The 26,046-nt window shown below is 51.1% G+C and carries 21 protein-coding genes; 16 read left to right on the top strand and 5 right to left on the bottom strand.

Annotated features, from left to right (window positions below; all coding sequences use genetic code 11):
- Positions 1 to 187: 187 nt before the first annotated feature.
- The 6 genes from HMPREF2625_RS09040 (at position 188) to HMPREF2625_RS09015 (ending at position 6,881) form a co-directional block, all read left to right on the top strand.
- The gene (locus HMPREF2625_RS09040; RefSeq protein WP_013399171.1) at positions 188 to 1,291 is read left to right on the top strand and encodes an App1 family protein; all 1,104 of its coding nucleotides are present in this window, start codon (positions 188 to 190) and stop codon (positions 1,289 to 1,291) included.
- Between the two features lie 786 nt (positions 1,292 to 2,077).
- The gene (gene nrdH, locus HMPREF2625_RS09035; protein ID WP_004004799.1) at positions 2,078 to 2,305 is read left to right on the top strand and encodes a glutaredoxin-like protein NrdH; all 228 of its coding nucleotides are present in this window, start codon (positions 2,078 to 2,080) and stop codon (positions 2,303 to 2,305) included.
- Between the two features lie 69 nt (positions 2,306 to 2,374).
- Entirely contained in the window at positions 2,375 to 2,905 is a 531-nt protein-coding gene (nrdI, locus tag HMPREF2625_RS09030) for a class Ib ribonucleoside-diphosphate reductase assembly flavoprotein NrdI (protein WP_070524052.1), read from the top strand.
- Entirely contained in the window at positions 2,878 to 5,058 is a 2,181-nt protein-coding gene (gene nrdE / locus HMPREF2625_RS09025; protein WP_070524050.1) for a class 1b ribonucleoside-diphosphate reductase subunit alpha, read from the top strand. The genes nrdI and nrdE overlap by 28 nt, the downstream gene beginning before the upstream one ends.
- 127 nt (positions 5,059 to 5,185) lie before the next feature.
- Positions 5,186 to 6,163, top strand: coding sequence for a class 1b ribonucleoside-diphosphate reductase subunit beta (nrdF, locus tag HMPREF2625_RS09020; protein ID WP_070524048.1), 978 nt, complete (start codon positions 5,186 to 5,188; stop codon positions 6,161 to 6,163).
- Between the two features lie 229 nt (positions 6,164 to 6,392).
- Positions 6,393 to 6,881, top strand: a complete 489-nt coding sequence (locus HMPREF2625_RS09015; protein WP_238382356.1) for a CTP synthase — start codon at positions 6,393 to 6,395, stop codon at positions 6,879 to 6,881.
- 181 nt (positions 6,882 to 7,062) lie between these two features.
- Here HMPREF2625_RS09015 and HMPREF2625_RS11135 read toward each other — a convergent pair whose 3' ends face one another.
- Entirely contained in the window at positions 7,063 to 7,443 is a 381-nt protein-coding gene (locus HMPREF2625_RS11135; protein ID WP_070524046.1) for a MerR family transcriptional regulator, read from the bottom strand.
- 180 nt (positions 7,444 to 7,623) lie between these two features.
- On the opposite strand from HMPREF2625_RS11135, the gene HMPREF2625_RS09005 reads away from it, so the two are divergent.
- Together HMPREF2625_RS09005 and HMPREF2625_RS09000 are read left to right on the top strand one after the other, a co-directional pair.
- The gene (locus HMPREF2625_RS09005; protein ID WP_070524044.1) at positions 7,624 to 8,664 is read left to right on the top strand and encodes a zinc-dependent alcohol dehydrogenase family protein; all 1,041 of its coding nucleotides are present in this window, start codon (positions 7,624 to 7,626) and stop codon (positions 8,662 to 8,664) included.
- Between the two features lie 227 nt (positions 8,665 to 8,891).
- Positions 8,892 to 10,604, top strand: coding sequence for a formate--tetrahydrofolate ligase (locus tag HMPREF2625_RS09000; RefSeq protein WP_070524042.1), 1,713 nt, complete (start codon positions 8,892 to 8,894; stop codon positions 10,602 to 10,604).
- A 611-nt stretch (positions 10,605 to 11,215) separates the two neighbouring features.
- On the opposite strand, the gene HMPREF2625_RS08995 is transcribed toward HMPREF2625_RS09000, so the two are convergent.
- On the bottom strand, positions 11,216 to 11,989 hold the full coding sequence (locus HMPREF2625_RS08995) for an MBL fold metallo-hydrolase (protein ID WP_070524040.1): 774 nt from the start codon (positions 11,987 to 11,989) through the stop codon (positions 11,216 to 11,218).
- Between the two features lie 177 nt (positions 11,990 to 12,166).
- On the opposite strand from HMPREF2625_RS08995, the gene uvrA reads away from it, so the two are divergent.
- Entirely contained in the window at positions 12,167 to 15,055 is a 2,889-nt protein-coding gene (gene uvrA / locus HMPREF2625_RS08990; protein ID WP_070524038.1) for an excinuclease ABC subunit UvrA, read from the top strand.
- Positions 15,052 to 16,110, top strand: a complete 1,059-nt coding sequence (locus HMPREF2625_RS08985) for a GNAT family N-acetyltransferase (protein ID WP_070524036.1) — start codon at positions 15,052 to 15,054, stop codon at positions 16,108 to 16,110. The genes uvrA and HMPREF2625_RS08985 overlap by 4 nt, the downstream gene beginning before the upstream one ends.
- A 23-nt stretch (positions 16,111 to 16,133) precedes the next feature.
- On the opposite strand, the gene HMPREF2625_RS08980 is transcribed toward HMPREF2625_RS08985, so the two are convergent.
- Positions 16,134 to 16,790, bottom strand: coding sequence for a GAP family protein (locus HMPREF2625_RS08980; protein WP_238789064.1), 657 nt, complete (start codon positions 16,788 to 16,790; stop codon positions 16,134 to 16,136).
- A 114-nt stretch (positions 16,791 to 16,904) separates the two neighbouring features.
- On the opposite strand from HMPREF2625_RS08980, the gene HMPREF2625_RS08975 reads away from it, so the two are divergent.
- On the top strand, positions 16,905 to 17,531 hold the full coding sequence (locus tag HMPREF2625_RS08975) for a TetR/AcrR family transcriptional regulator (protein WP_070524032.1): 627 nt from the start codon (positions 16,905 to 16,907) through the stop codon (positions 17,529 to 17,531).
- Between the two features lie 119 nt (positions 17,532 to 17,650).
- On the opposite strand, the gene HMPREF2625_RS08970 is transcribed toward HMPREF2625_RS08975, so the two are convergent.
- Together HMPREF2625_RS08970 and HMPREF2625_RS08965 are read right to left on the bottom strand one after the other, a co-directional pair.
- Complete coding sequence (locus tag HMPREF2625_RS08970) at positions 17,651 to 19,126, bottom strand: glycoside hydrolase family 1 protein (RefSeq protein ID WP_070524031.1); 1,476 nt, start codon at positions 19,124 to 19,126, stop codon at positions 17,651 to 17,653.
- A 324-nt stretch (positions 19,127 to 19,450) separates the two neighbouring features.
- Positions 19,451 to 20,950, bottom strand: a complete 1,500-nt coding sequence (locus HMPREF2625_RS08965; protein ID WP_070524028.1) for an anion permease — start codon at positions 20,948 to 20,950, stop codon at positions 19,451 to 19,453.
- 252 nt (positions 20,951 to 21,202) lie between these two features.
- Between HMPREF2625_RS08965 and HMPREF2625_RS08960 the strand changes: the two genes are divergently transcribed.
- The 5 genes from HMPREF2625_RS08960 to HMPREF2625_RS11095 form a co-directional block, all read left to right on the top strand.
- Positions 21,203 to 21,901 carry a lipoate--protein ligase family protein gene (locus HMPREF2625_RS08960; protein ID WP_070524026.1) on the top strand — a complete coding sequence of 233 codons (699 nt, stop codon included), beginning with the start codon at positions 21,203 to 21,205 and terminating at the stop codon, positions 21,899 to 21,901.
- A 159-nt stretch (positions 21,902 to 22,060) separates the two neighbouring features.
- Entirely contained in the window at positions 22,061 to 22,951 is an 891-nt protein-coding gene (locus tag HMPREF2625_RS08955) for a fumarylacetoacetate hydrolase family protein (RefSeq protein ID WP_070524024.1), read from the top strand.
- A gap of 388 nt (positions 22,952 to 23,339) precedes the next feature.
- Positions 23,340 to 23,663: an ArsR/SmtB family transcription factor gene (locus HMPREF2625_RS08950; RefSeq protein ID WP_238382359.1), complete on the top strand. Its 324-nt coding sequence runs from the start codon at positions 23,340 to 23,342 to the stop codon at positions 23,661 to 23,663.
- A gap of 789 nt (positions 23,664 to 24,452) precedes the next feature.
- A complete protein-coding gene (locus HMPREF2625_RS08945; RefSeq protein ID WP_070524022.1) occupies positions 24,453 to 25,190 on the top strand; it encodes a DUF6318 family protein in 738 nt (245 codons plus the stop codon).
- Positions 25,191 to 25,195: 5 nt separating this feature from the next.
- Positions 25,196 to 26,046, top strand: an 851-nt coding sequence (locus tag HMPREF2625_RS11095; protein WP_083295657.1) for a hypothetical protein, incomplete at its 3' end; no start/stop codon positions are given.

Genomic DNA, 26,046 nt, shown 5'->3' with positions numbered 1-26,046 from the left:
CTAACGACGAAAGAGAAGGACTCGGTCTCCACAGTAGAGGGGAACCGAGATCCTTTTCTCTTTAAACCCGTTTGAATACCCCCCTGAGAAGAAGATTAAGCGGCTAAGAAACTAATTGATGAGGACGCTTTAGAGGTCGAACTTGAAAATAGGGTGTTTTATTGCAAGATATGGAAAACTAGAAAGCATGGAGAATCTAGGCCCACAAGAATTGCGCAGCGTGGTCACCGAAGTTGCCGGTGAAGCCGTTAACCTAGGGTATCGTATGGGCGATGCCGTGCATCGTTGGCGTGAACAGCGAGCTGTGGCTCACGGGCGTGAGCCTATTGTGGTGCCTTCTGAAGGATATGGACGGGTAGCCACAGATACTGAATCCGGGTGGGTGCGTATTCTTGGGCGTGCCCTCTATAAGACGGCTGCTTTTGAAAAACTCCTGCATGTGGTGGAAGGTACCGAAGATACCGATAACCCGACGCGCGGGTGGCGGGCTTTTACCACCGTTGCCATGTCGGATGTGTATGTGACTATTCTTATTGCAGGGCATACGTTTGAGGTACAAACCGACCGTGGTGGAGTGCTGGATGTGCGCCTTGACCTAGACTTACCGGCCGGAATGCATAAGGTCATCATGTATGTACCGGGTTCCCGCGCCGTTGAAACTAACGTTTATATCGTCCCGGAATCCCAGAAAATTGGGGTTATCGTAGACGTCGATGATACCGTTATGGTGACTATGTTGCCGCGTCCTCTTGTCGCTGCATGGAACTCTTTTGTACTGGATGAGCACGCGCGCATTCCGACCCCGGGCATGGCGGTGCTCATGGACCGCATTCATCGAGCGCATCCTCAGGCACCTTTTATGTATCTTTCCACTGGCGCTTGGAATATTACACCGACACTGCGTCGCTTTCTGACCCGCAATGGCTACCCGCGTGGAACCTTCCTATTAACAGACTGGGGACCAACTCCTGACCGCTGGTTTAGGTCGGGGTCCCAACACAAAGTGAACTCTCTAAAACGACTTGCCCAAGAATTTCCCCAGATGCAGTGGATTCTTATCGGCGACGACGGACAGCGTGACCCGGATATATACAACGGATTTGCGGTGCGCTACCCGCAGAACGTCGCCGCTATCATGATTCGTAACCTCACCGTGGGGGAGAGCGTTCTCGCCTCTGGGCGGGTCTGGAGCGATCAGAGAGCGCAAAAAATGACAAATTCTCCATTGTGGATGGAGGCGAATGACGGACATACGCTGAGCCGACTGCTTCGTGAGCGAGGACTTCTCTAAATACGTATTAGGTTATCTGTATGGCTGTTCTCTGTGGCGTGGGGAAGAGCTGACCTCATCTTGAGGGCCAGCAGGGGAACATCAACTATTGAGACAGCAGATCATTACGCTTATCCACAGGCGAACTGTACTGACCTCATACGAGATGTGGGTTTTAATGGGTTTGACGATTTCTTTCACAAAAATCCAACAACACGCCGATCATCTGAATGTTTCAAAAATTTCTTAATCACATCTTTGCCGTACTCTCAAAAGCCATAAAAACCTTCCAACACGACGCATGTAGGTGGAATCCAGTCGAGTTTTTCAGTCTCGTTCCGCGCAGAATCAAGGGATGGGTATAAAAACTTAAAAATCAAGAGGGAAGCAATGCCAGAAATCTCACACAAAAGCCTGTTCGCCCTGAAAAAACAGAACAGATTTTCAGTTTAAAAGAGCAATGCACGTTCCGCTCACAGAGCCGATATGTGGATAACTCTGTATTGTCCGCAATAATTAGCGGAATTACACTCTCCTGAGGTGTGGATAAACTGAATGTCCTTGTGCTCGCGTGTGGGTTTCTCGAACAAAACATTCACACTTCACCACAGCATCTTGTGTCAGAGAAATTTTCAGACACAACATGTAGTATTAATACCCGGCTCGATTCTTTGCGCGGCCGATGACGAAATGCTTCCAGCCTTCTAGAGCTAAAGGAAGTCTCATCGAGCACAAGAATCCTCTGCCTTGCACACAAAGTATTCACGCAATTACGCTCCGCCTTGGGGGCTGACAAGGAGAAAACCGATGGTAGTGACCGTGTACACCAAACCGCAGTGCGTTCAGTGCAACATGACCTACCGGGCGCTAGACGCCAAGGGCATCAACTACGACAAAGTAGACATTACGGAAGATTCCCGGGCGCTAGAGATGGTTAAGTCCCTCGGATACATGCAGGCACCGGTCGTCATCGCCGGTGAAGAGCATTGGTCAGGATTCCAGCCTGACAAGATTAACGCGCTTGCATTAGCATAGGCGGCAGCGTCAAGCACGACTCAACCCACAGAATTTCCGTGGGTATTTGATCGTGGAGTAAGGAGAAATATGAGCACCCCCCTCGCACAAAATCCTACGCATGAGAACGCTGAGATTCAGAAGATTATTCTTCAGGCACGTGATGCCGCTGAGGGCCGAGCGACTCAAAGCTCGTTGGGTAAGGATTCGCCGCTCGTTGTCTACTTCTCCTCAATTTCAGGCAACACACACAAGTTCGTTGAGAAACTACAGGCACGAAACGTGCGCCTTCCTCTGCGAACTAAGGATGAGACTCCCGTTATGCACGAACCCTATGTGCTGTGCGTACCCACATACGGGAAACCAGAAGGGGCAGGCAATGTTCCCCCGCAGGTCGTCAAATTCCTGAACAACGAAGAGAACCGTCGCCAGCTTCGCGGTGTTATCGGATCGGGAAATACAAACTTCGGATCTCTCTTCGGAATCGCGGCAGATATTGTGGCGAAGAAATGCGATGTTCCCTTGCTCTTCAAGTTCGAGCTTATGGGAACCCCCTCAGATGTCGAAAAAGTAAACAAAGGATTGGAAGAATTTTGGACGCAAAACTGCCTTCAGCGCTAGAGACTCTCGGTGCCGGACACAGCTCCAAAGCGGTACCTGACAAGTTCAAAGGTATGAGTTACCACGAGCTGAACGCTTTGCTGAATCTCTACGATGAAAACGGCATGATCCAATTTGACGCCGACCGTCAAGCCGCACGTCAGTATTTTCTTCAGCATGTTAATAACAACACGGTTTTCTTCCACGATCTCGAAGAAAAAATCGAGTACCTGATTGAGAATCAGTACTACGAGCCGGAACTCTTCGACCGGTACAGTTTTGACTTTGTGAAGTCTCTTTTCAAACGTGCCTATGCGGCCAAGTTCCGTTTTCCCACCTTCCTAGGCGCCTTCAAGTTCTACACTTCCTACGCGCTCAAGACCTTCGACGGTCAGCGTTACCTGGAGCGTTTCGAGGATCGTGTATGCATGGTGGCTCTGCTTCTTGCTGAAGGCGATGGAAAACTTGCAGAAGAGATCGTAGATGAGATCATTTCCGGTCGTTTTCAGCCCGCAACCCCGACCTTCCTGAACGCTGGTAAGAGGCAGCGCGGTGAGCTCGTTTCCTGCTTCCTGCTGCGTATTGAGGACAATATGGAGTCGATTGGCCGTTCCATCAACTCTGCCCTGCAGCTTTCAAAACGTGGAGGCGGCGTTGCGTTCGCCCTCACGAACCTACGTGAGTCTGGGGCTCCTATCAAGAAGATTGAGAACCAATCTTCCGGTGTTATCCCTGTGATGAAGCTCCTTGAGGATGCGTTCTCATATGCAAATCAGTTGGGTGCTCGTCAGGGTGCAGGCGCGGTTTACCTGCACGCGCATCACCCCGATATTTATGCTTTCTTAGATACTAAGCGTGAAAACGCGGACGAGAAGGTGCGCATTAAGACCCTGTCTTTGGGCGTTGTGATTCCTGATATTACCTTCGAGCTGGCAAAGCGTAACGAAGATATGTATCTGTTCTCGCCCTACGATGTAGAACGTATCTACGGAGTAGCTTTCTCAGATATCAACGTTTCTGAGAAGTACTACGAAATGGTGGATGACTCGCGGATTCGCAAGACCAAGATCAACGCGCGCGAGTTCTTCCAGACCATTGCTGAGGTGCAGTTCGAGTCCGGGTATCCCTACGTGATGTTTGAGGATACGGTTAACCGGTCTAACCCGATTGAAGGCAAGATCATCATGTCTAACCTTTGCTCGGAGATTCTGCAGGTTTCAAAGCCGTCGATTTACCACGACGATTTGAGCTACGCCGAAATTGGGAAAGATATTTCGTGCAACCTTGGGTCTCTCAACATCGCAATGACCATGGACGGTGATGACCTAGGGAAAACCGTCGAAACCGCTATTCGTTCGCTTACCGCAGTTTCCGACCAATCCGATATTCGTTCCGTGCCGTCTATCGAACGCGGTAACGATATGAGCCACGCGGTCGGTCTGGGGCAGATGAACCTGCACGGGTACCTGGCGCGTGAGCACGTTTACTACGGTTCCGAAGAAGGTCTGGACTTCACCAATATTTACTTCTACACGGTGACGTACCATGCTATTCGCGCTTCCATGGAGATCGCCAAGGAGCGCGGCGTGACCTTTGAAGGGTTTGAGAGTTCAAAGTACGCTAACGGTGAGTTCTTCGCCAAGTACATTGAGAAGGAATGGGAACCGCAGACCGAACGGGTACGTGAGCTGTTTGCTAAGCATCATATTCCGACCCGCGAAGACTGGATTCAGCTTGCCGCCGATGTAGCCCAATACGGCATGTACAACCAGAACTTGCAGGCCGTTCCGCCCACCGGATCTATCTCGTACATCAACGGTTCGACTTCTTCGATCCACCCGATTGCTTCTAAGATTGAGATTCGTAAGGAAGGCAAGCTGGGGCGAGTCTACTACCCGGCACCGTTCATGACGAACGATAACCTGGAATACTTCCAAGATTCCTACGAAATTGGGTACGAGAAGATCATCGATACCTATGCCGTGGCAACTCAGCACGTGGATCAAGGTCTGTCTTTGACTCTCTTCTTCCGCGATACCGCGACTACCCGTGATATTAACCGTGCCCAGATTTACGCATGGCGTAAGGGTATCAAGACTATTTACTACATTCGTCTGCGTCAGATGGCTCTTGAAGGCACCGAAGTTGAGGGCTGCGTATCCTGCATGCTGTAAATGAATCAGCATCTTACGGGTTTCGGGGTGCAAGAGGTTCTTCTTGCCCCCCGAAACAGACTCGATTAGTAACTTTAGAAAACATTACATGCCTGTGTGGGCGTGACATCCAATCTGGGAGATACACATGAGTGAAAAAGTGCACCTCGTCGACCACCCGATTGAGGCTATTAACTGGAACCGTCTTGAAGATGATAAAGACCTTGAGGTATGGGACCGTTTGACCGGTAACTTTTGGTTGCCTGAAAAGGTTCCGCTGAGCAATGATGTTCCCTCATGGAAAACCTTGACGGCAGAAGAAAAAGAGCTGACCATGCGTGTTTTCACCGGGCTGACTCTGCTGGATACTATTCAAGGAACCGTTGGTGCTGTGTCTCTTTTGCCGGATGCAGTCACCGCCCACGAAGAGGCCGTATACACCAATATTGCCTTCATGGAGTCGGTGCACGCTAAGTCGTATTCTTCGATTTTCTCGACTCTGAGTTCGACTAAAGAGATTGATGATGCCTTCCGATGGGCCTCCGAAAATGAGCACCTGCAGAAGAAAGCGAAGATTATTCTCGCATACTACACGGGGGATGATCCGCTCAAGAAGAAGGTTGCCTCTACGCTGCTGGAGTCCTTCCTGTTCTACTCAGGGTTCTACTTGCCCATGTACTGGTCGGCGCACGCTAAACTGACGAATACCGCCGATCTGATTCGTCTGATTATTCGTGACGAGGCTGTTCACGGCTACTACATTGGCTATAAATTCCAACGTGGTTTAGCAAAAGAGAGCCCGGAACGGCAGGTAGAACTTAAGGAGTACACCTTCAACCTGCTGTACGAATTGTATGAGAATGAGGTAGCCTACACGCATTCACTCTATGACGGTGTGGGCTGGAGCGAAGACGTCAAGAAGTTCCTGCACTACAACGCGAATAAGGCTCTCATGAACCTGGGGTATGAAGCGATGTTCCCCGCGAGCGTGACCAATGTTTCGCCTGCTATTTTATCGGCTCTTTCGCCCAATGCCGACGAGAACCACGACTTCTTCTCGGGATCTGGCTCATCTTATGTGATCGGTAAAGCCGTGAACACTGAGGATGAGGACTGGGATTTTTAGTCTTAAAAACTGATTCTGAGATCAGGAAGATATAACTTTAAGAAACCCGTATATTTCCTTGAAAACATAGGGAATATACGGGTTTTGTGCGTCAAATTCAGGGGAGTCTAGGAGACTCGTAAAAATTTTTTAAATCTTGGGTGTGTCATCTTTATGTAACTCTTCACTTGAGATTTAAAAACTTATAGGGTGGAGGTGCAAGCAATTGTCGAGCAAAGGAGCGATGCTCATGTTTAAGACTACGCTGTCAGCCGTTCGGCGTGCCACCCTGGTCGGGGTCGGCGCCGTCTCTCTCGCGTTGGGCGCTTCGATGCTGTCCGCCCCCGCAGCTTCTGCATATGTGCAGGCGTTCGTTCCGGTCATTCCTCCGGCAACTAGCTCGGATGCAGGTATCTCAGCTCCGGCAGTACATGATTCGAACTCCGTCCCCTTGGAACATGAACATGTTGTTAACTGGTCGGATTATGAGGTGACGGGTGATCACGAGATTACCTTTAGCGTACCGACCGGTACCGCAACTTGTTTTGATGTACGTGCCGAAGCTGCTGAAAGTAACGGTACTCTCCACGTGGCCACTGTTGAGGGTTCCGTGCTTGGAGCGCCCGATAAATGCACCATGGAAGGGCGCACCGTTAAGGTAAGGGTTTACACCAATGCTCCTGCATCGTCTTTGAAGGTACAGCAGCTTCCTGCATCACAGGTAACCCTTCATGAATAAGAAGAAGATCCAGCCTGTGTAAGGTGGCGAGATCCAATGCTAGAGAGTATCAAAAGATAGCTTGGGTAGACGGGTCTTTCACACATACTCTCTGAGAGGGATAATGATCGGGGTACCTCACCTATATGGTGTGGGGTACCCCGATTTATATTCGATATTCACTAATAAATTGAGCGCTAGGTTATGCATGCTTCTTATTCTCTTGCGCCATTAAATCTTGGTAGTACGCAATTTTTCGGTCCACAAAATCAATCCTTCGCTGAGCATCAAGTAGCTGCTGACGGGCAACGTGTGCGTAATGTTCGATAATGTGTAAACGCTCCGATGCTGTAGACACGCCACGACGGCTGAGGTCTACATAGGCTTTGACATCGTTAATGCTCATACCGCATGCACGTAAGCAGTGAATCGTTTCAAACCACCCCACGCATTCTTCGGTGAAAACACGCCGTCCATGTTCATCTCGTTGCACAGTGGGAATAAGGCCTTTGTCGCTGTAATACCGTACCGTATGCGGGCTTATGTAAAGCTTTTCTGAGATTTCTTTGACGCTGTAACTCATAATTCCAGTATCTCACGGCACTCCAAAGGTATAAGATACTAAGTTTTATTCTCAAAAATACACGTGGAATAACATACCTTTTATCTTCCATAGCGCTTGCTTTCGAGTAACTCGAAGGGCGTACTCTAATACAACGACTGGTTAAAACCTAAAGAATCTACATGAAAGTGAGTACAGCTAATGCGTTCAGTCATTATGGAAGAACCCGGTAAGGTCGTCGTAGAAGACCGCCCCATGCCCACCCTCCTGGAACCCACGGATGCCGTTATTAAACTTGCCGCATCCTGCATCTGCGGTTCTGACCTGTGGCCCTACCGTGGCGCGCAGCCTGTAGACCATCAGCAGATGGGGCATGAATATATCGGTGAAGTTATCGAAGTTGGCGACGATGTTAAGACCGTCAAACCTGGTGACTTTGTCGTTGGTTCTTTCTGCATCTCATGCGGCGAGTGTGCAACCTGCCAGGATGGTTACCCGTCACGGTGCCTTAAGGCCATTGCTGCAGGCGATGGTTTCATTGGTATGCGCTCGAACGGTACCCAGGCGGAATACGCCCGTATTCCTTTCGCAGACGGCACTTTGGTTAAGACTCCCGCATACCCTACCGCAGAACAGATTCCTCATCTGATGGCAGCATCCGATGTGCTGGGGACTGGCTGGTACGCAGCCGACGCCGCCAAGGCCGGCCCAGGTAAGACCATTGCTGTGGTAGGCGATGGTGCCGTTGGTCTGGGCGCAGTTATTGGGGCTAAGCAGCTGGGCGCTGAAAAGATCATCATAATGTCTCGCAACCCCGAGCGTCAGGCGTTAGCTAAGCAGTTCGGCGCAACCCATGTAGTGGAAGAACGCGGTGAAGAAGGCATCGCCAAGGTTCTAGAGCTTACTGACGGGGTGGGAGCGCACGGTGTTGTGGAGGCTGTGGGTACTCAGCAGGCCTTTGACCAAGCCCTCGGATGCGTACGCCACGGCGGCTACATCGGTTTCGTAGGCGTGCCCCACGACAGCTCGATCGGTACCGACGTGCTCTTCGGCAAACAGGTTCACCTTGAAGGAGGTCCCGCGCCGGTCCGTAAATACCTGCCGACCCTGATTGACCTGATTTACAAGGGGGAGATTGAACCCGGTAAGGTCTTCGACCTAGTATTGCCCATCGACGAAGCTCCCAAGGGCTATGAGGCAATGGATCAGCGTACCGCGACCAAGGTGCTGCTGACGATGTAGTAACTATATTTACTGTCGAGCGAAGAAACTCCTGCGAGCATGAACTACTGAATCATGAGCGTGGGAGTTGCTTTGTCTTTGACCTGGGAACATTGTGTCAAGAGACCTTCCGCAAGATGGCATATTTTCCTCGCCGTATATCTCACATATAAATTTAGGCGACAATCCGTGAGCTAGAGCATAGAATGGGATATGGAACTGTTGGTTTCTACTTGTTAAGGACAATGATGACGAACAAGCCTTTCCCTTCCGACCTCGAAATTGCTCTCGCTGCTGAGCTTAAGCCTATCACCGAAATAGCCGCCGAGAACGGCATCAGCGAAGATCGTTTGGAGCCCTACGGTAAATATGTTGCCAAGGTCCTGCTCGACGAAAGCACCAACGCAGAAACCGCCCAAAAGCGCGGTTCCAAGTACATTGTCGTTACCGCTGTAACTCCCACACCGCTCGGCGAAGGTAAGACCGCAACCTCTGTCTCGCTAGCACAGGGATTCGCCCAGACCGGACGTAAAGCCGCTTTGGCGCTTCGCCAGCCTGCCATGGGCCCAACCTTCGGTATTAAGGGCGGTGCCGCTGGCGGCGGTTACTCGCAGATAGTTCCCATGGAGAAGCTAAATCTGCATCTAACCGGTGATTTCCACGCCGTTACCGCAGCCCACAACCTACTGGCTGCCATGATCGATAACCACCTACACCAGGGTAATGACCTGCGCCTCGACCCCCGTGCTATCGAGTGGCGCCGCGTTATCGACATGAACGACCGCTCCCTGCGCAACATCGTAGTCGGTCTGGGCGAGCGTATTGACGGCGTGCCCCGACAGACCGGGTTTGATATTACCAGTGCCTCTGAAATCATGGTGATTCTTTCGCTGGCAACCTCCTTTGAGGATCTGCGCAAACGTTTGGCGAAGATTGTTATCGGTCTGAACTACGATGGTGAGGCAGTCACCGCCGCCGATTTGAAGGCTGACGGCGCAATGGCTGTTATTCTGGCGGATGCCATTAACCCCAACCTGCTTCAGACTCTCGAACACACCCCGGCACTTATTCACGCGGGCCCCTTCGGGAACATCGCTACCGGTAACTCCTCAGTTGTTGCTGACTACGTTGGCTTGGAATACTCCGACTACGTGATTACTGAGGCAGGCTTCGGCGCTGATATGGGTGCTGAGCGTTTCTTCAACGTCAAATGCCGCATCTCAGGGCTGAAGCCTGATGCTGCTGTGCTGGTTGTCACCGTGCGTTCCCTCAAGTCGCACTCGGGGTTGTACAAGATCGTGCCGGGCAAGCCGCTGCCTGAAGGCATGCTTGAAGAGAACCCTGCCGACGTTGAAGCAGGGGCTACTAACCTGAAGAAGCACATTGAGATTGTGCGTGACTTCGGTGTGCAGCCGGTGGTGGCTATTAACGCGTTCCCCACCGATTTCGATTCTGAGCATGAAGCTATTCGCCGTATTGCCGAAGAGGCTGGCGCTCGTGTAGCTATCCATCATGGTGTTGCTGAGGGCGGCAAGGGCACGGTTGACCTGGCAAATGTGGTTGCTGAGGCTTGCGACGACGTTTCGAACCTGGAGTACACCTATGATCTTGAGGATTCTCTCGAAACTAAGCTTGAGAAGGTTGCCACTAAGGTTTACGGGGCAGACGGTATCTCGATTGCTCCCGCAGCGGCAAAACAGCTTAAGCGTTTTGCTGATTTGGGTTACTCGCATCTGCCGGTGGTGATTGCAAAGACCCACCTGTCGATCTCTTCAGATGCTTCCCTCAAGGGTGCACCTACCGGTTGGACTTTGCCCGTGCGTGAGGTTCGTCTTGCCGCAGGAGCCGGTTATGTTTACGCTATTTGCGGCACGATGCGCACCATGCCCGGTCTGAGCAAGAGCCCTGCTGCAGAGCGTATTGGTTTTGATGAAAACGGTACGATGATCGGTCTTTCGTAGTGGTTTCTGTGCCATATTTCGCCCATAAAAGGCGAAGGCAAGCTTGATAAGGTGCCGTGGGCATCCTCGTTATGTTGGGATACGCACGGCACCTTTTCTGCGTCTTCGTGGGCTGTACCGAGGGGTAGCTTTTACTGATTTCGTGCGTGTCGCGAAAAACCATTCAAACAGACCAATTGGTGTATAGAACCCGCATGATTACGCGGGTTTAACAATACTGTTATTTAGGGGTGTACCTTGAAAAATGGCTGTATGACGCGGAACTTCTAGAAAAAATTTTTAGTGATTTATGCCATATAAAAATCAATAAAATCTCGATTGGTATTTAAATGCCCTGCTTTCATGCGGGGTAAAAATAACAGAATGGTTACAAATATGCGCTCAGCTTATCTAAGGTGTTTGGGGAGCAAAAACCATGTAGAAAACCGACCCAAAAGTAGGCTAAACTTGAGTTATCAAGTGATCGAAGGTTTCATGAATTGTCCTCGAGTTGCTTGTGTTTGAGTGAGTGATAGATACCCCCGGGTGTCATAAAACGACCGCGCTATGGTAGCGCGGTCGTTTTGTTTAACCAGACTTGTGCTGCTAGAAAGCCTACAGGATGTACTGGGCTACCAGCCCCGTGAACCCCATTCTTCAAGGTGTGGACGCTCGGTGCCTAATGTCGTGGAACGCCCATGACCCGGAAGCACAATCGCTTCATCATCAAAGTTTCCAAAGAGTTTTTCAAGAACGTTTGAGAAAAGTTCGCCAAACTGCGCGGGAGAATCGGTCTTGCCTACGCCGCCGGGGAAGAGTGCATCGCCGGTGAAAAGCAGGGTAGCGGGGGAGCCATCTTCCCATGTGGTCTGCACAGAATATACGATGGATCCGGGAGTATGCCCGGGAACGGAAATAGCGCGCACCTGCAGCTCTGTATCGTAAAAATCAAAAACTTCGCCGCCGTTTAACTCGTTTTCAATCGTGAAATTTTCTTGCGCATGAATGGCCTCGGTGTCTGCGGATCCTGCATAAGTAATGGCACCGGTGAGAGATTCAAGATCGCGCAGAGCACGAATGTGGTCCCAGTGCCCATGGGTGACCATAATGCCCGTCACGCCAAGAGCACGGCGGGGGATGGGCTCGAAATCTTCTTTAGATTCGAGAATGCGCACTCGGCGGTCGTTTTCTTCTGTAAGGGCTAGGTTTGGGCAGTCCTGCATGATTGCCTCAAGCGTGAAGGTATACAGTGCTTCCGCATCATAAGCGGGATCGATCAGCATTTGCTCGCCAGTATGGCGAATCGTGATCAGGTAGACGCTGTTATCCATGTCTGAGACGCTTAGGGCACGTACCGTAAATTCCGGATTTTCGAAGATAAGAGTTGATTCGGGATAAGTAGCCATATATCCAGTGTACTGATGCGGTGTATATCCCGTTTCTAGCGGCAGGTATAAGGGGGTAACGGGAACGAAAGTCGCCAGGAAAAAAGTTCGCCACGAGTCAAACCTGCATCATAAAGCATGCTATCCCCGCCGAAAGAGCGTAGAATGTAGATTCGAAGATAGACGAAAGGATTTTCGATGCCTCCCCGCGCTGGATCAGCAACCACCCCTTTGCAGTCAAACGACTTGAGTAGCATTCGTGTGCAGGGTGCCCGTGAGAACAACCTCAAAAATGTTGATCTTGCGATTCCACGTGACGCAATGGTGGTTTTTACAGGGCTATCGGGATCGGGTAAATCTTCACTTGCTTTTGACACCATCTTCGCAGAGGGACAACGCAGGTACGTTGAATCACTATCTTCCTACGCGCGTATGTTCCTTGGGCAGGTGGATAAGCCCGATGTTGATTTTATTGAGGGGCTATCGCCAGCGGTCTCTATCGATCAGAAATCTACTTCAAAAAACCCGCGGTCGACAGTAGGCACCATCACCGAGATTTACGATTATATGCGTCTGCTGTGGGCTCGTGTAGGGCGTGCGCATTGCCCAGTGTGCGGTGAAGAAATTACCAAGCAAACCCCGCAGCAGATTGTCGATGCACTGCTGGAATACCCCGAACGTACGCGTTTGCAGGTTCTTGCCCCCGTGGTATCAGCTCGCAAAGGTGAGTTTGTTGATCTGTTCAAAGACCTGGTGACACAGGGCTATTCGCGTGCCCGGGTGGACGGAAAAACAGTTCAACTCTCGGATCCTCCTAAACTAGCGAAACAATACAAACACACCATTGACGTTGTGGTAGATCGCATCGTGATTAAGGAAGGCATCCACCAGCGACTGACCGATTCCGTGGAGACCGCACTCAGACTAGCCGATGGTCGCTCGCTCATCGAATTCGTAGATGTACAGGCAGATTCACCCGAACGCACCCGAACATTTAGTGAAAACCTGGCGTGCCCCAACAATCATCCTCTGCAGGTGGACACTATTGAGCCACGTGCCTTCTCCTTCAACTCGCCCTTCGGCGCATGCCAAGCTTGCGATGGTATTGGGTCCAGGCTTGAAGTTGATGAGGATCTTTTAGTACCCAACCCAGACATGACTCTGGGCGAAGGCGCTATTGCTCCGTGGTCGCAGGGAAAATCTACCACCGAGTATTGGCTGCGTCTTCTTGCAGGTCTTGGCGAAGAGCTCGGATTTGACCTTAACACTCCGTGGAAAGATCTTCCTGCCAAAGTTCGCAAAGCAATTCTGGAGGGCAAAGATTTTAAAGTTGAGGTCTCGTACCGCAACCGTTTTGGGCGCGAACGCCGCTATACCTCCGGGTTTGAGGGTGTTAAAGCCAATATCATGCGTAAACATCAAGAAACTGAATCTGATTTTGCGCGTGATCGCTACGAACAATATATGCGTCAGGTTGCATGCCCGGTATGTCACGGTGCGCGGCTTAACCCTACTATTCTCAGCGTCAAAATTGAGGGTAAATCCATTGCGGATGTAACCGCTATGCCGCTTCGTACCGCCTTAGATTTTATGCGCGCCCTAAAGCTGACCCCTCGCGAGGCTAAGATCGCCGACCAGGTACTTAAAGAGCTTGATGCACGCTTGCAATTCCTCTTGGACGTAGGACTCGATTACCTGACGTTATCACGCTCTGCTGGCACGCTTTCGGGCGGTGAGGCCCAGCGCATACGACTGGCAACCCAGATTGGTTCCGGGCTCGTTGGTGTGCTTTATGTGTTGGATGAGCCCTCTATAGGTTTGCACCAGCGCGACAACCGACGTCTAATCGATACCTTGACAAAGCTACGTGATATGGGAAATACCCTCATCGTAGTGGAACATGACGAAGACACGATGCGGGAAGCCGACTGGATTGTCGATGTTGGTCCAGGTGCGGGCGAACACGGCGGTGAAATCGTCCATTCGGGCACTTACAAGGAACTTTTGTCCAATAAAAAGTCGATAACCGGTGATTATATGGCGGGTCGGCGCTCTATTGAAGTTCCAAAGAAACGCCGCCCACATGACCGTAAACGTGTGTTAAAGGTCTATGGAGCTCGCGAGAACAACCTCAAAAATGTTGATGTTACCTTCCCCCTAGGTGTTTTTACCGCGATCACAGGCGTATCGGGATCGGGTAAATCAACCCTCGTGAACGATATTCTCTATACCTCACTGGCGAATAAACTCAACGGTGCAAAACAGGTTCCCGGACGGCACAAGAAGGTAGACGGTCTGGAACATCTAGATAAGGTTATTCACGTTGACCAATCGCCTATTGGACGTACTCCGCGGTCGAATCCTGCGACATACACCGGCGTGTTCGACCATATTCGTAAGCTCTTTGCCGAGACGAATGAGGCTAAAGTGCGCGGATATACCCCCGGACGGTTCTCGTTTAACGTTAAAGGCGGTCGATGCGAAGCATGCTCGGGTGACGGCACCCTCAAGATTGAGATGAACTTTTTGCCGGATGTTTACGTGCCTTGCGAAACCTGCCAGGGAAAACGCTATAACCGCGAAACCCTCGAAGTGCATTACAAAGGTAAGACTATTTCTGATGTGCTTGAAATGCCGGTGGAGGAAGCTGCAGAATTTTTTGCGGCCTTCACCCCGATCGCTCGGCACTTGAACACGCTGGTTGATGTGGGGCTTGGCTACATTCGTCTGGGGCAGCCCGCAACCACGCTTTCAGGTGGTGAGGCGCAGCGCGTGAAACTTGCCGCAGAGCTGCAGAAGCGTTCTAACGGTCGTTCGATCTATGTGCTTGATGAGCCTACAACGGGTCTGCATTTTGAGGATATCCGTAAGCTCTTAACTGTGCTTCAGTCTCTTGTTGATAAGGGCAATACCGTTATCACGATTGAACACAACCTTGATGTCATTAAATGTGCCGACTGGATTATTGATATGGGTCCGGAAGGTGGCGATGGTGGAGGCACCGTAATCGCCGAAGGAACGCCTGAAGACGTCGCACAGGTTGAGGAGTCTCATACCGGACGTTTCATCAAGGAACTTTTGGTGTGAGTCATATTTCAGGTAATCATCCGCGAGCGCAAATGCGCGGTGCTGTAACAACTCTCGACAGAGTACGCCATATTCTTGCTGCTCAGTTAGAGGCAGATTTCTGTTTACCTGCGGGAGCTATCTCTCAAGCACAGAATCTGGGTGCTGAGGTCTTGAGTGCACTGCAGCTTCCAGCAGAAGAGATGAGCGCATCCCGCCGCCGCAACGCTGATACATGGGAACTTCGGGTAGGTAACTATCTGGGCGTGGGGTTACTTTGCGCAAAGTATCCCCGAGTTTTGAAAACGGCCACTGAGTATATGCGTGGGGATCTCTCAAATTGGTTGGGCGATTATGCACCGTTACGCCAGCTGAATGAACTCTTGACCCCTTACAGCCAGCAGGTGAGCGGAACAAGCGTATATTACACGCCTTCACGCAACCTGCTTGAATCTGTGGTTCCGCCGGATATTCCGGCGCAAGAGGTTAAATGTGCGGTACCCGGAATCGGCATGATGCGCCGGGTAGATAGCGGGGCGCTTCGAGAATCCTTACGGCAACATATTTGCGGTCTTCACACGGTGACGAAAGCGCCGAACGCCTCGGCAGATGCTTTAGAGGCAGACGAAGATGATATGGCGGCTTCGGAATTCTCGGTACGAATAGAGCTCCTTCACCCCGAGCAGTACGAGCGTTTTCGCGGTGATCCACGGTATGCGAACGCTTTAGGGTTTAGCAATCGTCGCCCCGATATTATGGTCCTTGCCGCGTTTGACCCTGCCGCCGCCACTGCTTTGGCAGATCCTTTAGCAATGGCGGGTGCAAGTGACGATTCGCCACTGATGCGTCAAATCGGTATTGATGTGCTGCCACAGGTGCGACAACGTGGGCTTGCTGCGCGTCTTGTATATGAACTCTCCCGAATGGTTCTTGCCGATGGGTACGTTCCGTTTTATGGGACCAGCCCTTCGCATGTGCTCTCACAGCGCGTGGCTTTGGCAGCCGGATTCATCCCTACATGGTGGGAGTTTGTCTCAACGAGCATGCACGATATGCCGCTCGATGAAGCATCGTAAGGTTCGTAAATTTTTGGTGAGAGTCAGAGAATTTCAGTGAGCGCCCGCTGCGCCATGAGAAAACCGATAATTGCGGCTATCCAGAGTATGGCACCGTCGGCGTTACGGGTTGCTAAGCTAACAAGGCGGTCCAGCTTAGGCGTTAACCATGATACGGAAAAACTACGTATCACCAATAGGGTAAGTGTGGGAATAAACATTATGATGCAATAGCTCACCAGTACTATGAGTTTGCCGATGATAGTGGATTCCCAAGTGTTAATCATGCTAATGGCAGCAAGGTAAGGAAGCATTGTTGCGGCTTCGAGGACCCCGGCAAGAAGTGCGATGAAGATTGTCGTGCGCGGATCGGCGACCTTTTCGAGGCGAGTGCGCCATTTTGTTTCGCTGGCACGGCTGTTGGGATCGGGTGAGAGAATACCGTATGCGAAGAGAAGAACTCCCAGAACCAACTGAATCCAGTAGCGCTCTTGAGATGAAAAGACAGGGTGGTGCGTCCAAGTGATAGTTTCTACACCGAGCAGAAGTAGGAAGCCAAGCACTACATAAAATAGTCCAAGCGTAAAGCAATAAAGTATTAGTGTACGTGCCCTAAGCTGTGACTGCGCGAGAAAAATGAGCGGAATAACTAGTGTTCCTGTGCTAAGAGAATCAAGTAGAGCCAAACCGAGAAGCGTCATGAAAAACAAGGGTGACCTCCTAGATGCGGAGTGAAGGATACCGCATATCTTTTTGGTACAACTGTATTATTTAAAAGTACCATGTATTTTAAGCAGAAGACGTAAGATAGACATGTGCCGAAAAATGTTAATCATCAGCAGCGTCAAGACGATATTGCACGAGCCGCATTTGAACTTATCGCTCGTGATGGGCTAATGAACGCCAGTGTTCGAGCCGTTGCTGATTATTCCGGTTATTCAGCTGGATCAATTCGACATTATTTTCCCGCACATGAAGAGCTTCTACGCTATGTTTCAAACTATCTGACGCAACGCATCAGTAATCGTATTTCAGCTATTACACAAGATGAAAAAATTACGGTACGGCAGCGTGTAGAAAAAGTTTGCGAGCAACTTCTTCCACTTGACACCATACGTAAACAAGAGATCATTGCCTATGCAGAATTGGGCCGTCTTGAACGTACCCAGCCAACAGGACGTTTAGAGGAAGGACAAGGAATCGACAAGGTTTGCGAGATTTCGCTCGCTGCATTAGATGAGCATCATATTCTCAGTGAGGCACGTCGTATACAGCTGGCACATCGGTTGCACTGGGTGCTTGACGGTTTAGCTGCACAAGAAATCATATATCCAAGTTACATAACTCCAGCGGGTATTCAGGCAGAGTTACATCAAACTCTCGACGATATTGAGCAGGAGATCGCTGAAGCAACCGTTACGAACAAGCACCCCGAAACATAGGAAGAATTTACTCAAGACGCATGAACCTAGATCCATAAATGCATAGAAGCGCCCACAACACGGGATTGGTCTTTCGGAAACTTACCCGAAGACCAACCCCGCATTTCTCACAAGATTTACTAGGAGTTCTCAAGATCCGCACCGTTAGATGTGATCACTCGACGGTACCAATCAAAAGACTTCTTACGGTAACGGGAGAGTGACCCCGAGCCGTCGTCATGACGATCTACATAGACGAAACCGTAGCGTTTCGACATCTGCGCTGTAGACGCCGAAACCATGTCGATACAGCCCCACGTAGTGTAACCGAGTAGCTGCACGCCATCGGCAATAGCTTCGCGCACCTGTTCCAGGTGTGCCCGCAGATAATCGATACGGTAATCGTCGATCACGGTCATTTCACCATCGACCTCAACAAGTTCGTCGCGTGCGCCTAAGCCGTTCTCGACGATGAAGAGCGGTTTCTGCCAGCGGTCCCAGTACTGGTTGAGTACAATACGCAGCCCAACAGGATCGATCTGCCATCCCCATTCGGAAGCGGTCAATGTTGGGTTAGATACTCCACCGAGAATATTCCCTTCGTTGCTTTCGCTGCGGCTTGGGTCGCTGCTGGCACAGGTGGACATGTAGTAGCTGAACGAGACAAAATCGACTGTATTTTTGAGGTCTTCCCGATCTCGTTCGGTAATGTTGAGCTCGATACCTTTTTCGTGGAGCATGCGTAGGAAATATCCGGGATAGGTTCCACGAACGTGCACGTCGCCAAAGGCAAAGTTAGCGTGTTCGGCGTGCAGGGCGGCGAGCGCATCCTGGGGTGATGGTGTGAGCGGATAGGTTGGCATTGCTAAAATCATGCAGCCAATCTGGGCTTGAGGTGCGAGCTCGCGGGCAGCACGGGTGGCGCGCGCTGAGGCGACAAGCTCATGATGAATTGCTTGGTAGAGGTCTTGCTCACTCAGCTGTTCTTTGGGGGTGTTAATACCGCCAGACATAAACGGTAAGTGCAGTACCGAATTGATTTCGTTGAAGGTGAGCCAGTATTTTACCCGGTGGCCGTAGCGTTCAAAGAGTACCCGGCAGTATCGTTCGTAGAAGTCGATAAGATCGCGGCTTACCCAGCCGTTGTATTGTTCTGCAAGGTAGAGCGGTGTTTCGTAGTGGCTGATAGTGATGAGCGGTTCGATGCCGTATTTTTCAAGTTCATCGAGCACACGGTCGTAGAAGGCGAGGCCTTCCTCATTCGGTTTTGTTTCATCACCGTTTGGGAAGACACGTGACCAAGCGATGGAGAACCGGAATACTTTGAACCCCATTTCCGCAAGGAGAGCGATGTCTTCGGGGTAGCGGTGGTAGAAATCGGTGCCCTCAAGTTTGAGGTTATCGGGCGTGGGCGCGGCACTTCGTGGGTTCAGCCCTCCGTGAGGGAGTACATCCTGGATGCTAGGACCCTTGCCGCCTTCATCCCAGGCACCTTCACATTGGTTGGCTGCGGAAGCGCCGCCCCATAGAAAATTTGGGGGAAACGCGCCGTGCAGGTGGGGTTTGATGATGGGCAGCGATTGGGTGTCATGCGTGAAATGCTGGTCTTGATGCATGGGGCTCTCCCGTAGATGGCGGACAGTTAATGCTTAGATGGGGAATACGTATATGGCGGATGGAACACATCGCCGTTGTTGTACAACAACCCTAACAGTTTTAGCGCATATTCCTGCAGGGATGCGCAGTAAGATTACGGAAGATGGCTTAAGTTTCAGCGCTAGAACCTTGGTGCATCGCTTTGCTGCGCCAGGCTGTATCAGGTGCTTTTGGGTGTGCAGGCAGCATGCAGAATATCGGTAGAAATAAAAAGCTCCGGGCGCTGTACCCTAGAAAAGGGTTCAGCGCCCGGAGATTATCCGGAAGAGCTTAGCGAGCGCTCACTAGGGAGTAGCGTATCCGAGAGCGAATAGCCACGCGGTGCCCACAGCACCCCAAATAATAATATTCACGAGCGAAGACAAGAAGCCCAGCTTGAACCATTCGCCCACACTGAAATACCCCGATCCGTAGTACACCCCTGCCGGTCCAGAGGCATAGTGAGTGATACCGCCGATAAGGTTGCCGGTAAAGCCGAGGAAAAGTGCGGCGAACATTGGGGGAGTACCCGCCGAAATTGCTGCCCCCAGGAATACAGCGTAGAGGGCGACAATCTGCGCGGTGTTAGAAGCAAACATGTAGTGAATGTAGAAGTACACCAGAATCAGAATGCCGAAGGCGAGCGGCCAGGACATACCCGCAACGCTGTGTGCGGCGCGGTCACCTACCCAATCAACAACCTTGAGTTTCTTGAGCTGATCCGCCATGCCCACAAGCACCGCGAAGAAAATGAGGGTGGACCAAGCGCTGGAGTTATTCGCCATATCTTTCCAGGTGAGCACTTTAGTCACGAGAAGAATTGCGATGCCGAAGAAGGCTGCACTGGTCGCGCTAATACCCCAGGACGTGCCGCCAATCCATAGGGCTAACAGCAGTACGAAGGTACCGAGCATAATCCACTCCGGCACGCTTAAGGGGCCCATCTCGGCAAGCTCTTTGCGTGCATGGTCGGGAGCATCAGGGGTGTGCTTGATAGTCGGCGGGTATACCTTCGAGATAAACCAAGGCATAACAGCAAGGGCGACCAAACCGGGGGCTAATGCGGCAAGCGCCCAGGTGCCCCAGTCCAGATGCAGTCCTTTTTCTTGAGCAAATTTTTGAGCCAGCGGGTTACCAGCCATTGCCGTCACGAACATTGCGGCGGTGATGGTATTGACCTGCGCCTCGGTCATGAGCAGATAAGAGCCTAGCTTGCGGCGTTTCTCGGGGGTCTCGTTGGTAGAGCCATTCACCTCAGCAAGAGAGCGAATAATCGGGTAAATCACGCCACCTGCGCGAGCCGTATTTGAAGGAGTAGCCGGTGCAAGCACGAGGTCTGTGATCGCCATGCCGTAAGAAAGCCCGAGGGAAGACTTACCGAGCATGCGCACAAACAATAGGGCGATGCGCTTCCCTAGCCCGGTAATGAGGAACCCATCGGCGATAAAGAACGCGGCAACAATAATCCAGATTGAGTCGTTGCCGAAGCCTTTAAGCGCTTCTTCTTTAGTGTTCATGGTACCGGTGATCATTGCGGCGCCGAGACCAATAAGCGCCACTGATGGGGTTGGCAGCGGCTGGAAGATAAGACCTAGGATAGTACCGGCAAAGATAGCGAGCATATGCATTCCACGTGGTTCCACCCCCGGGGGTACGGGAATAAACCAGATGGCTACAGTAACCGCGAGAATCACCGCAACTTTGACGATGAGAGCAGTATTAGCCTGCTTGGGTTTTTCGGGAGGTTGCGATTGCTCATTGCGAGCGGTGGCATCGGGTTCGGATGTCGAGGACGATTGGCTCATGTCCGTACTCCTTTGAAACGAAACTTGATAGGCGCACACGTGCAGTGTGCATACGGTTTCGTCAGCGTTCTTATGCTGTGAATGTGTTGGTATCTGATGGTTTGTGTGGGAATACTGTTCAGATGTTTTAAGTTTACGTCTAGACTCACCTTTCAGAAAAGGGTTTGCCCGCAAAAACACAGGGCTTCCTTGGTTTCCCTTACTTTTGCTGAACAGTCGGGAATGATGCGCCAACCCGGTAGAATAAAATCCGTGGAAATCCTTCGTGAACAAGGCCCAAAATCCGGTGAACTCCTAATGCACCACGACGATACCGTGGCAATGCTGCGCGAGGTCGCTGCGGGAAAACGCCCCGCAACCCTGCGCATCTATCAGCCGAACCCTACCGTCGCCTTCGGCCGTCGCGATGAGCTCAATCCAGGATTCACCGCCGCCGCCCAGGCGTGCCGTGATCTCGGATACGACATACTCGTGCGTAAAGTAGGCGGTCACGCGGCCGCCTACCACACCGGCTGCCTCGTCATCGATCATTTTCAGCCCGCCGAAGACGCAAAAACCGGCAACAACCTGCGTTACAAACTTTTCGGAGAAATGTACGCCCAAGCCCTGCAACTAGTCGGAGTGGATGCGGCAGTCGGCGAAATCCCCCAAGAATATTGCCCCGGAGAATACTCCGTATACGCCCGACTAGGCGGTGAACACTCTGGGGAACGCATCAAACTTGTGGGGACCGCACAGCGCGTTATTCAGGGTGGCTGGTGGTTCAGCACCGGAATCGTTGTATACAATTCGGCATCTCTACGCGAGATTACCTTGCGAGTATACGATGCTTTAGGCATGCCTCTTAACCCTGCAACTGTAGGTGCCGCCGAAGACGCAAACCCCGCTCTGCTCATGGAAGACCTCGAAGACGCGATTTTAGAGATTTATGCACAGAACGGCTTCAAATAGCCGTTATGCACCAAGGCGGCGTTCCCGCCTTATGACTAGCTAAGACAGCCGGCGGTTCCCACATAATCCATGCAGCTGCACGGCACCCCTAGCAAGACAATAAAGACAAGTTCACCGTAGACTGGTAATACGACCGCCCTCACACCTCAAGGAGAGCATATGCGCTGGGGACAAATCCAAGACGACAAAGGCCGCCGCGCCGTCTGCATGCACGAAGACACCATCTATGAACTCCCCGCAAAACTCTCACCCCTACTCCAGTTCTACAGCCGTTACCGCACCAATTTCGGCGATCCTGCCAACGCGGTGAGTATCCTCCGTGAAAACGGTGCTACAACCCTGGGACATGGCGAAGAACTCTGGAATACCCTACCTTTTGTACGACCGCTGGATCGCCCTGGAAAAGTCCTTTGTGCCGGGCTCAACTACCGTGATCACGCCGAAGAAATGGGACTCGAAATCCCAAAATATCCCACCATCTTCACGAAATATCCAAACGCGCTCATCGGCCCCAACGAAGAAATTCAGATGCCTTCCGCAAACGAAACCGGAAGCACAAAAATAGACTGGGAGGTCGAACTTTGCCTTGTTATTGGGCAAAAGATGCGCCGGGTAGACGACGAAGAAGCGCTCGCTGGACTGCTGGGGTACACCATTCTCAACGATGTTTCGGTGCGCGACTGGCAGGGACGTACCAGCGAATGGTTCCAGGGTAAAAACTGGGATAGCATGACACCGTTTGGTCCCTATATTGTGGCGACGGACGAACTTGACCCTACCTGCGGACTTGATCTTACCTGCGAAGTTGACGGCGAGATACGTCAGCACGGTAATACCTCTGACATGATTTTTACTTCTGCACAGCTTATCTCATATATTTCGCAGTTCATGACCCTAGAACCCGGCGACCTCATCGCTACCGGAACTCCCGCCGGAGTAGGGCTTTCCCTGCACCCACGGAACTGGCTTAAGCCTGGGCAGACTCTAGTAACTCGCATTGAAGGAATTGGCGCTATCAGTAACAGGTGCTCGCAGCCTTATAGCGGATAAGACAAGGTTTATTCAGATGGTTGGGTAAACGCTGCAAAAAATGCAGTATTGTATGGTCTGCGCTTTCGTTCTCCGTTTTGTATTTAAGGTACCTGCATCCTCATCCATGTAAAGGAGAGGATGCAGGTACTTTTGTTGACCTGAACCTTTGTGCGCGATAAGAGGGTGTTAGGAAACGTAACCTAAGGTTTGACGGAGAAGGGTGCCTGCTAGAGTGAGAATAAACGGAACGATGGGGCGCGCATAGTCTAAGAGGACTGTGAGGTTTTGGGCAGTCCATATTTTATGTAAAGGAGGAAAACGCCTAGTCAGTACGTTAATGTCACAATTTGGTGAGAAGTTTGTAGCGTATTGACCTATAAAAAGGCGTTTATATAAAATTATGTTTATGGATAACGGTTCAGGTCAGACGGAACCACGAGACTGGGAACAAGAATTCGGTGCATCCGTAGCAATTTTCTCAGCACTCGCTAATCCGTTAAGACTTGCGATTGCACACCATTTGGTGGAGCGTCCACATAGTGTGAGCGAACTGCATACCTGCTTGGGTATTTCGCAGCCGCTCGCCTCGCATCATTTGCGCATCCTTCGAGAGGCGCATGTTGTTGAAGGGGAGCAGCACGGCAGAACCACTATCTACAAATTGTTAGACCACCACATCAGTCACATTGTGAAGGATGTGCACGAACACACGAAACACACCGGCGATTAGCTCGGTTTATCTGAGGAGAGATCATGACTACCGTTGCACCCCACCGTCATTCCGAAAGCCATGCACATACCCACGGACCTGCATGTGGTCACCAGGCAGTCATTCACTTAGATCACGTAGACTACCTGCATGACGGGCATGCACACCGCGAGCACGAAGGACACTATGACGAGTGTAACGCATGCTCCTGCGGCAATTGCTCTGACCTGTGCGTCAACTGCACCTGCGATAACTGCACCTGCCCTACGTGTAACCATGCGGTTTGCGAATGCGCACACTGCAATGATTCTTGCGCCAACTGCGCATGTGATGACTGCGCATGCCCCACATGCCAGCACGCAGCATAAGCAATTTTTAGACTATAAACCCGCCCGGCGTACTCTATGAGGATGCGCCGGGCGGGTTTTTGTATAAGGGCCTCTGTTGTATTCAAAGTGTATAGGGCGCGTGTCATTGTGTGCGTTATCTAAATATAGTCTTTTGGCTGCAATTCCTAGGGGTAGTTTTGTGTGGAATTTGAGTTTCTAAATGTAAACTCGAAAGCCTAATATCTTTAATGTTTTGAATAAAATCCACAGAGTTGTTTATTGATAAATGGTTATATATGTCGCGGGTGAATCGCTAAATATTTTGAATCATCGTAGAGTAATAGATATGACTTCTTCTGAGTCCATTTAGTACGTGCGAATAAGCTGTTCCATCGGAGGAATGGCGCATGGAACGTGTGGTTTTCAGAATTGGTCTTATCTTATTCACCCAGCCACAATTTTTTTGAGGATGTGTTCACCGATGAATACTCGTATCCCTGTTTTGTCTCGCCGTGCCCTTATGAGCACTTTAAGCATTTCTGGGCTTGCTGTGTTGTTATCTGCCTGTGGGGAGGGATCGAAACCTGCTGGAGCGGCTGTTGAGAGTTCTCGTTCTTCTAGTGCGGAAAGTGCTGGTGCTTCCGGTTCTGCGTCTGTTTCCTCAAGCGAGAGCCCTTCGCCGTCGTCGAGTGTGCCGCAGCCTTATTCGGGGAACTCGAAAGCACCAGATGGAGAATTCCGTGCCGCTGATGTGTATGGTCCTGCGCAGAATGTCCCGAAGCCCAAGACGGAGGAGGGATATACGAACGCTTCCTTAGAAGGGATGCGCAAGACGGTGCAGGCGTGGACGGAATGGCGTAACTATGGGCTTCAGACTGGGGACTTCAAAGAGGCCCGGAAATTTTTGAGTAAAGACTTCAAAGATGAGGACGATACCTACAGCTACGATGCCGATCTTTACAAAGACGGTGGCTGGATTATCGGTGGAGATGAACACAAATATGAATTTCACGGTGAACCCATCAACCAAGGTAACGGCAAATACGAGTGGAAATTCTTTCTAGTGTGGCCTTATATCATCCATGTCGCTCCTGATAAGACCTATAAAAAAACTTTAAACAAGAACTACGAGGATAACTGGTACACTCTCTCACTTCATCATAACGGTAACCGCTGGCTTATTGACGGAGTAGCGCCTATTAAGTCGGAGAAAAAGTAAGAACGATGAAAGCAAAAGTTGGTTCTATACTAGCGGCATTTACCTTGGCATTTTCTACGCTCTGGTATTACGTTCCTAGCTCGATAGCCGTAAATTGCAGTAATGATGAAAGGTCGTATCGGTGCTATGAGCAAGAAGAAGTAAGGAGAGAAGAGTGGAAGCATGACAGCTCCGGAACTCCTCAGAGTACAGGCTCCTATCAAGGCGCGGAAGTAGAAACTTCTGAACAATCAACCAATGCTGAGGATGTTGAGGCTTATAGGAGGTGGTATGGGGAGCATCATCATGGTGAGTTTGGGTTTACCCAGGATAAGAATGGTACTGATAAGTCGTTTGGGTTTGATGTCGCTAACGACGGCTCGTACTGCCTTAGTCGTGATGGGCAGGCTGGCACGTTTGAGAAAGCCCCAAAGACCGGGCGTGCTATCCCGGATATGATCAATGAACTCTATGGAAACAAATGCACCCTGAACGACCCGGAAGCAGCCAAGGAAGCCCAGGGTGAGTACGAACGGATTATCACCGAGATGCACACCCATTTGCTGGAGCTGATCCCGGCACATCCGCACCTGACCCTGGATAGTGCGCATCCACCACACACGAGCAAGGGTGAAGAAACAAACTTCTACACCACCCTAGAAGGCAGTTCCAACTTATTTGAAGGGGACTTACCGATTGGACGCACCAGGATCCGGGCGGTACCGGTGGCGTACCGGTATGAGTATGGAGACGGGCAGGAGCTGAGAACCCATCAACCCGGTACACCCCGAAGCAGCAGCAGCAGTAGTACCACCACCACCACTTCCTCCTCTTCGGGAGTGAAGGAGACGTCGACGAGTTATGCGTATCCGCAGGT

Source organism: Rothia sp. HMSC064D08, assembly GCF_001809525.1.
GTDB classification, from domain to species: domain Bacteria; phylum Actinomycetota; class Actinomycetes; order Actinomycetales; family Micrococcaceae; genus Rothia; species Rothia dentocariosa.
This window is presented reverse-complemented; position numbering and strand designations above follow the sequence as displayed.

Coding starts and splice junctions, on each gene's coding strand:
- HMPREF2625_RS08995 (WP_070524040.1), bottom strand. CDS start 11,989: ATGGCTACTTATCCCGAATCAACTCTTATCTTCGAAAATCCGGAATTT.
- HMPREF2625_RS08950 (WP_238382359.1), top strand. CDS start 23,340: ATGGATAACGGTTCAGGTCAGACGGAACCACGAGACTGGGAACAAGAA.
- uvrA (WP_070524038.1), top strand. CDS start 12,167: ATGCCTCCCCGCGCTGGATCAGCAACCACCCCTTTGCAGTCAAACGAC.
- HMPREF2625_RS08965 (WP_070524028.1), bottom strand. CDS start 20,950: ATGAGCCAATCGTCCTCGACATCCGAACCCGATGCCACCGCTCGCAAT.
- HMPREF2625_RS08970 (WP_070524031.1), bottom strand. CDS start 19,126: ATGCATCAAGACCAGCATTTCACGCATGACACCCAATCGCTGCCCATC.
- nrdI (WP_070524052.1), top strand. CDS start 2,375: ATGAGCACCCCCCTCGCACAAAATCCTACGCATGAGAACGCTGAGATT.
- nrdF (WP_070524048.1), top strand. CDS start 5,186: ATGAGTGAAAAAGTGCACCTCGTCGACCACCCGATTGAGGCTATTAAC.
- nrdH (WP_004004799.1), top strand. CDS start 2,078: ATGGTAGTGACCGTGTACACCAAACCGCAGTGCGTTCAGTGCAACATG.
- HMPREF2625_RS09015 (WP_238382356.1), top strand. CDS start 6,393: ATGTTTAAGACTACGCTGTCAGCCGTTCGGCGTGCCACCCTGGTCGGG.
- HMPREF2625_RS08980 (WP_238789064.1), bottom strand. CDS start 16,790: ATGACGCTTCTCGGTTTGGCTCTACTTGATTCTCTTAGCACAGGAACA.
- HMPREF2625_RS08955 (WP_070524024.1), top strand. CDS start 22,061: ATGCGCTGGGGACAAATCCAAGACGACAAAGGCCGCCGCGCCGTCTGC.
- HMPREF2625_RS09040 (WP_013399171.1), top strand. CDS start 188: ATGGAGAATCTAGGCCCACAAGAATTGCGCAGCGTGGTCACCGAAGTT.
- HMPREF2625_RS08945 (WP_070524022.1), top strand. CDS start 24,453: ATGAATACTCGTATCCCTGTTTTGTCTCGCCGTGCCCTTATGAGCACT.
- HMPREF2625_RS09005 (WP_070524044.1), top strand. CDS start 7,624: ATGCGTTCAGTCATTATGGAAGAACCCGGTAAGGTCGTCGTAGAAGAC.
- HMPREF2625_RS11135 (WP_070524046.1), bottom strand. CDS start 7,443: ATGAGTTACAGCGTCAAAGAAATCTCAGAAAAGCTTTACATAAGCCCG.
- HMPREF2625_RS09000 (WP_070524042.1), top strand. CDS start 8,892: ATGACGAACAAGCCTTTCCCTTCCGACCTCGAAATTGCTCTCGCTGCT.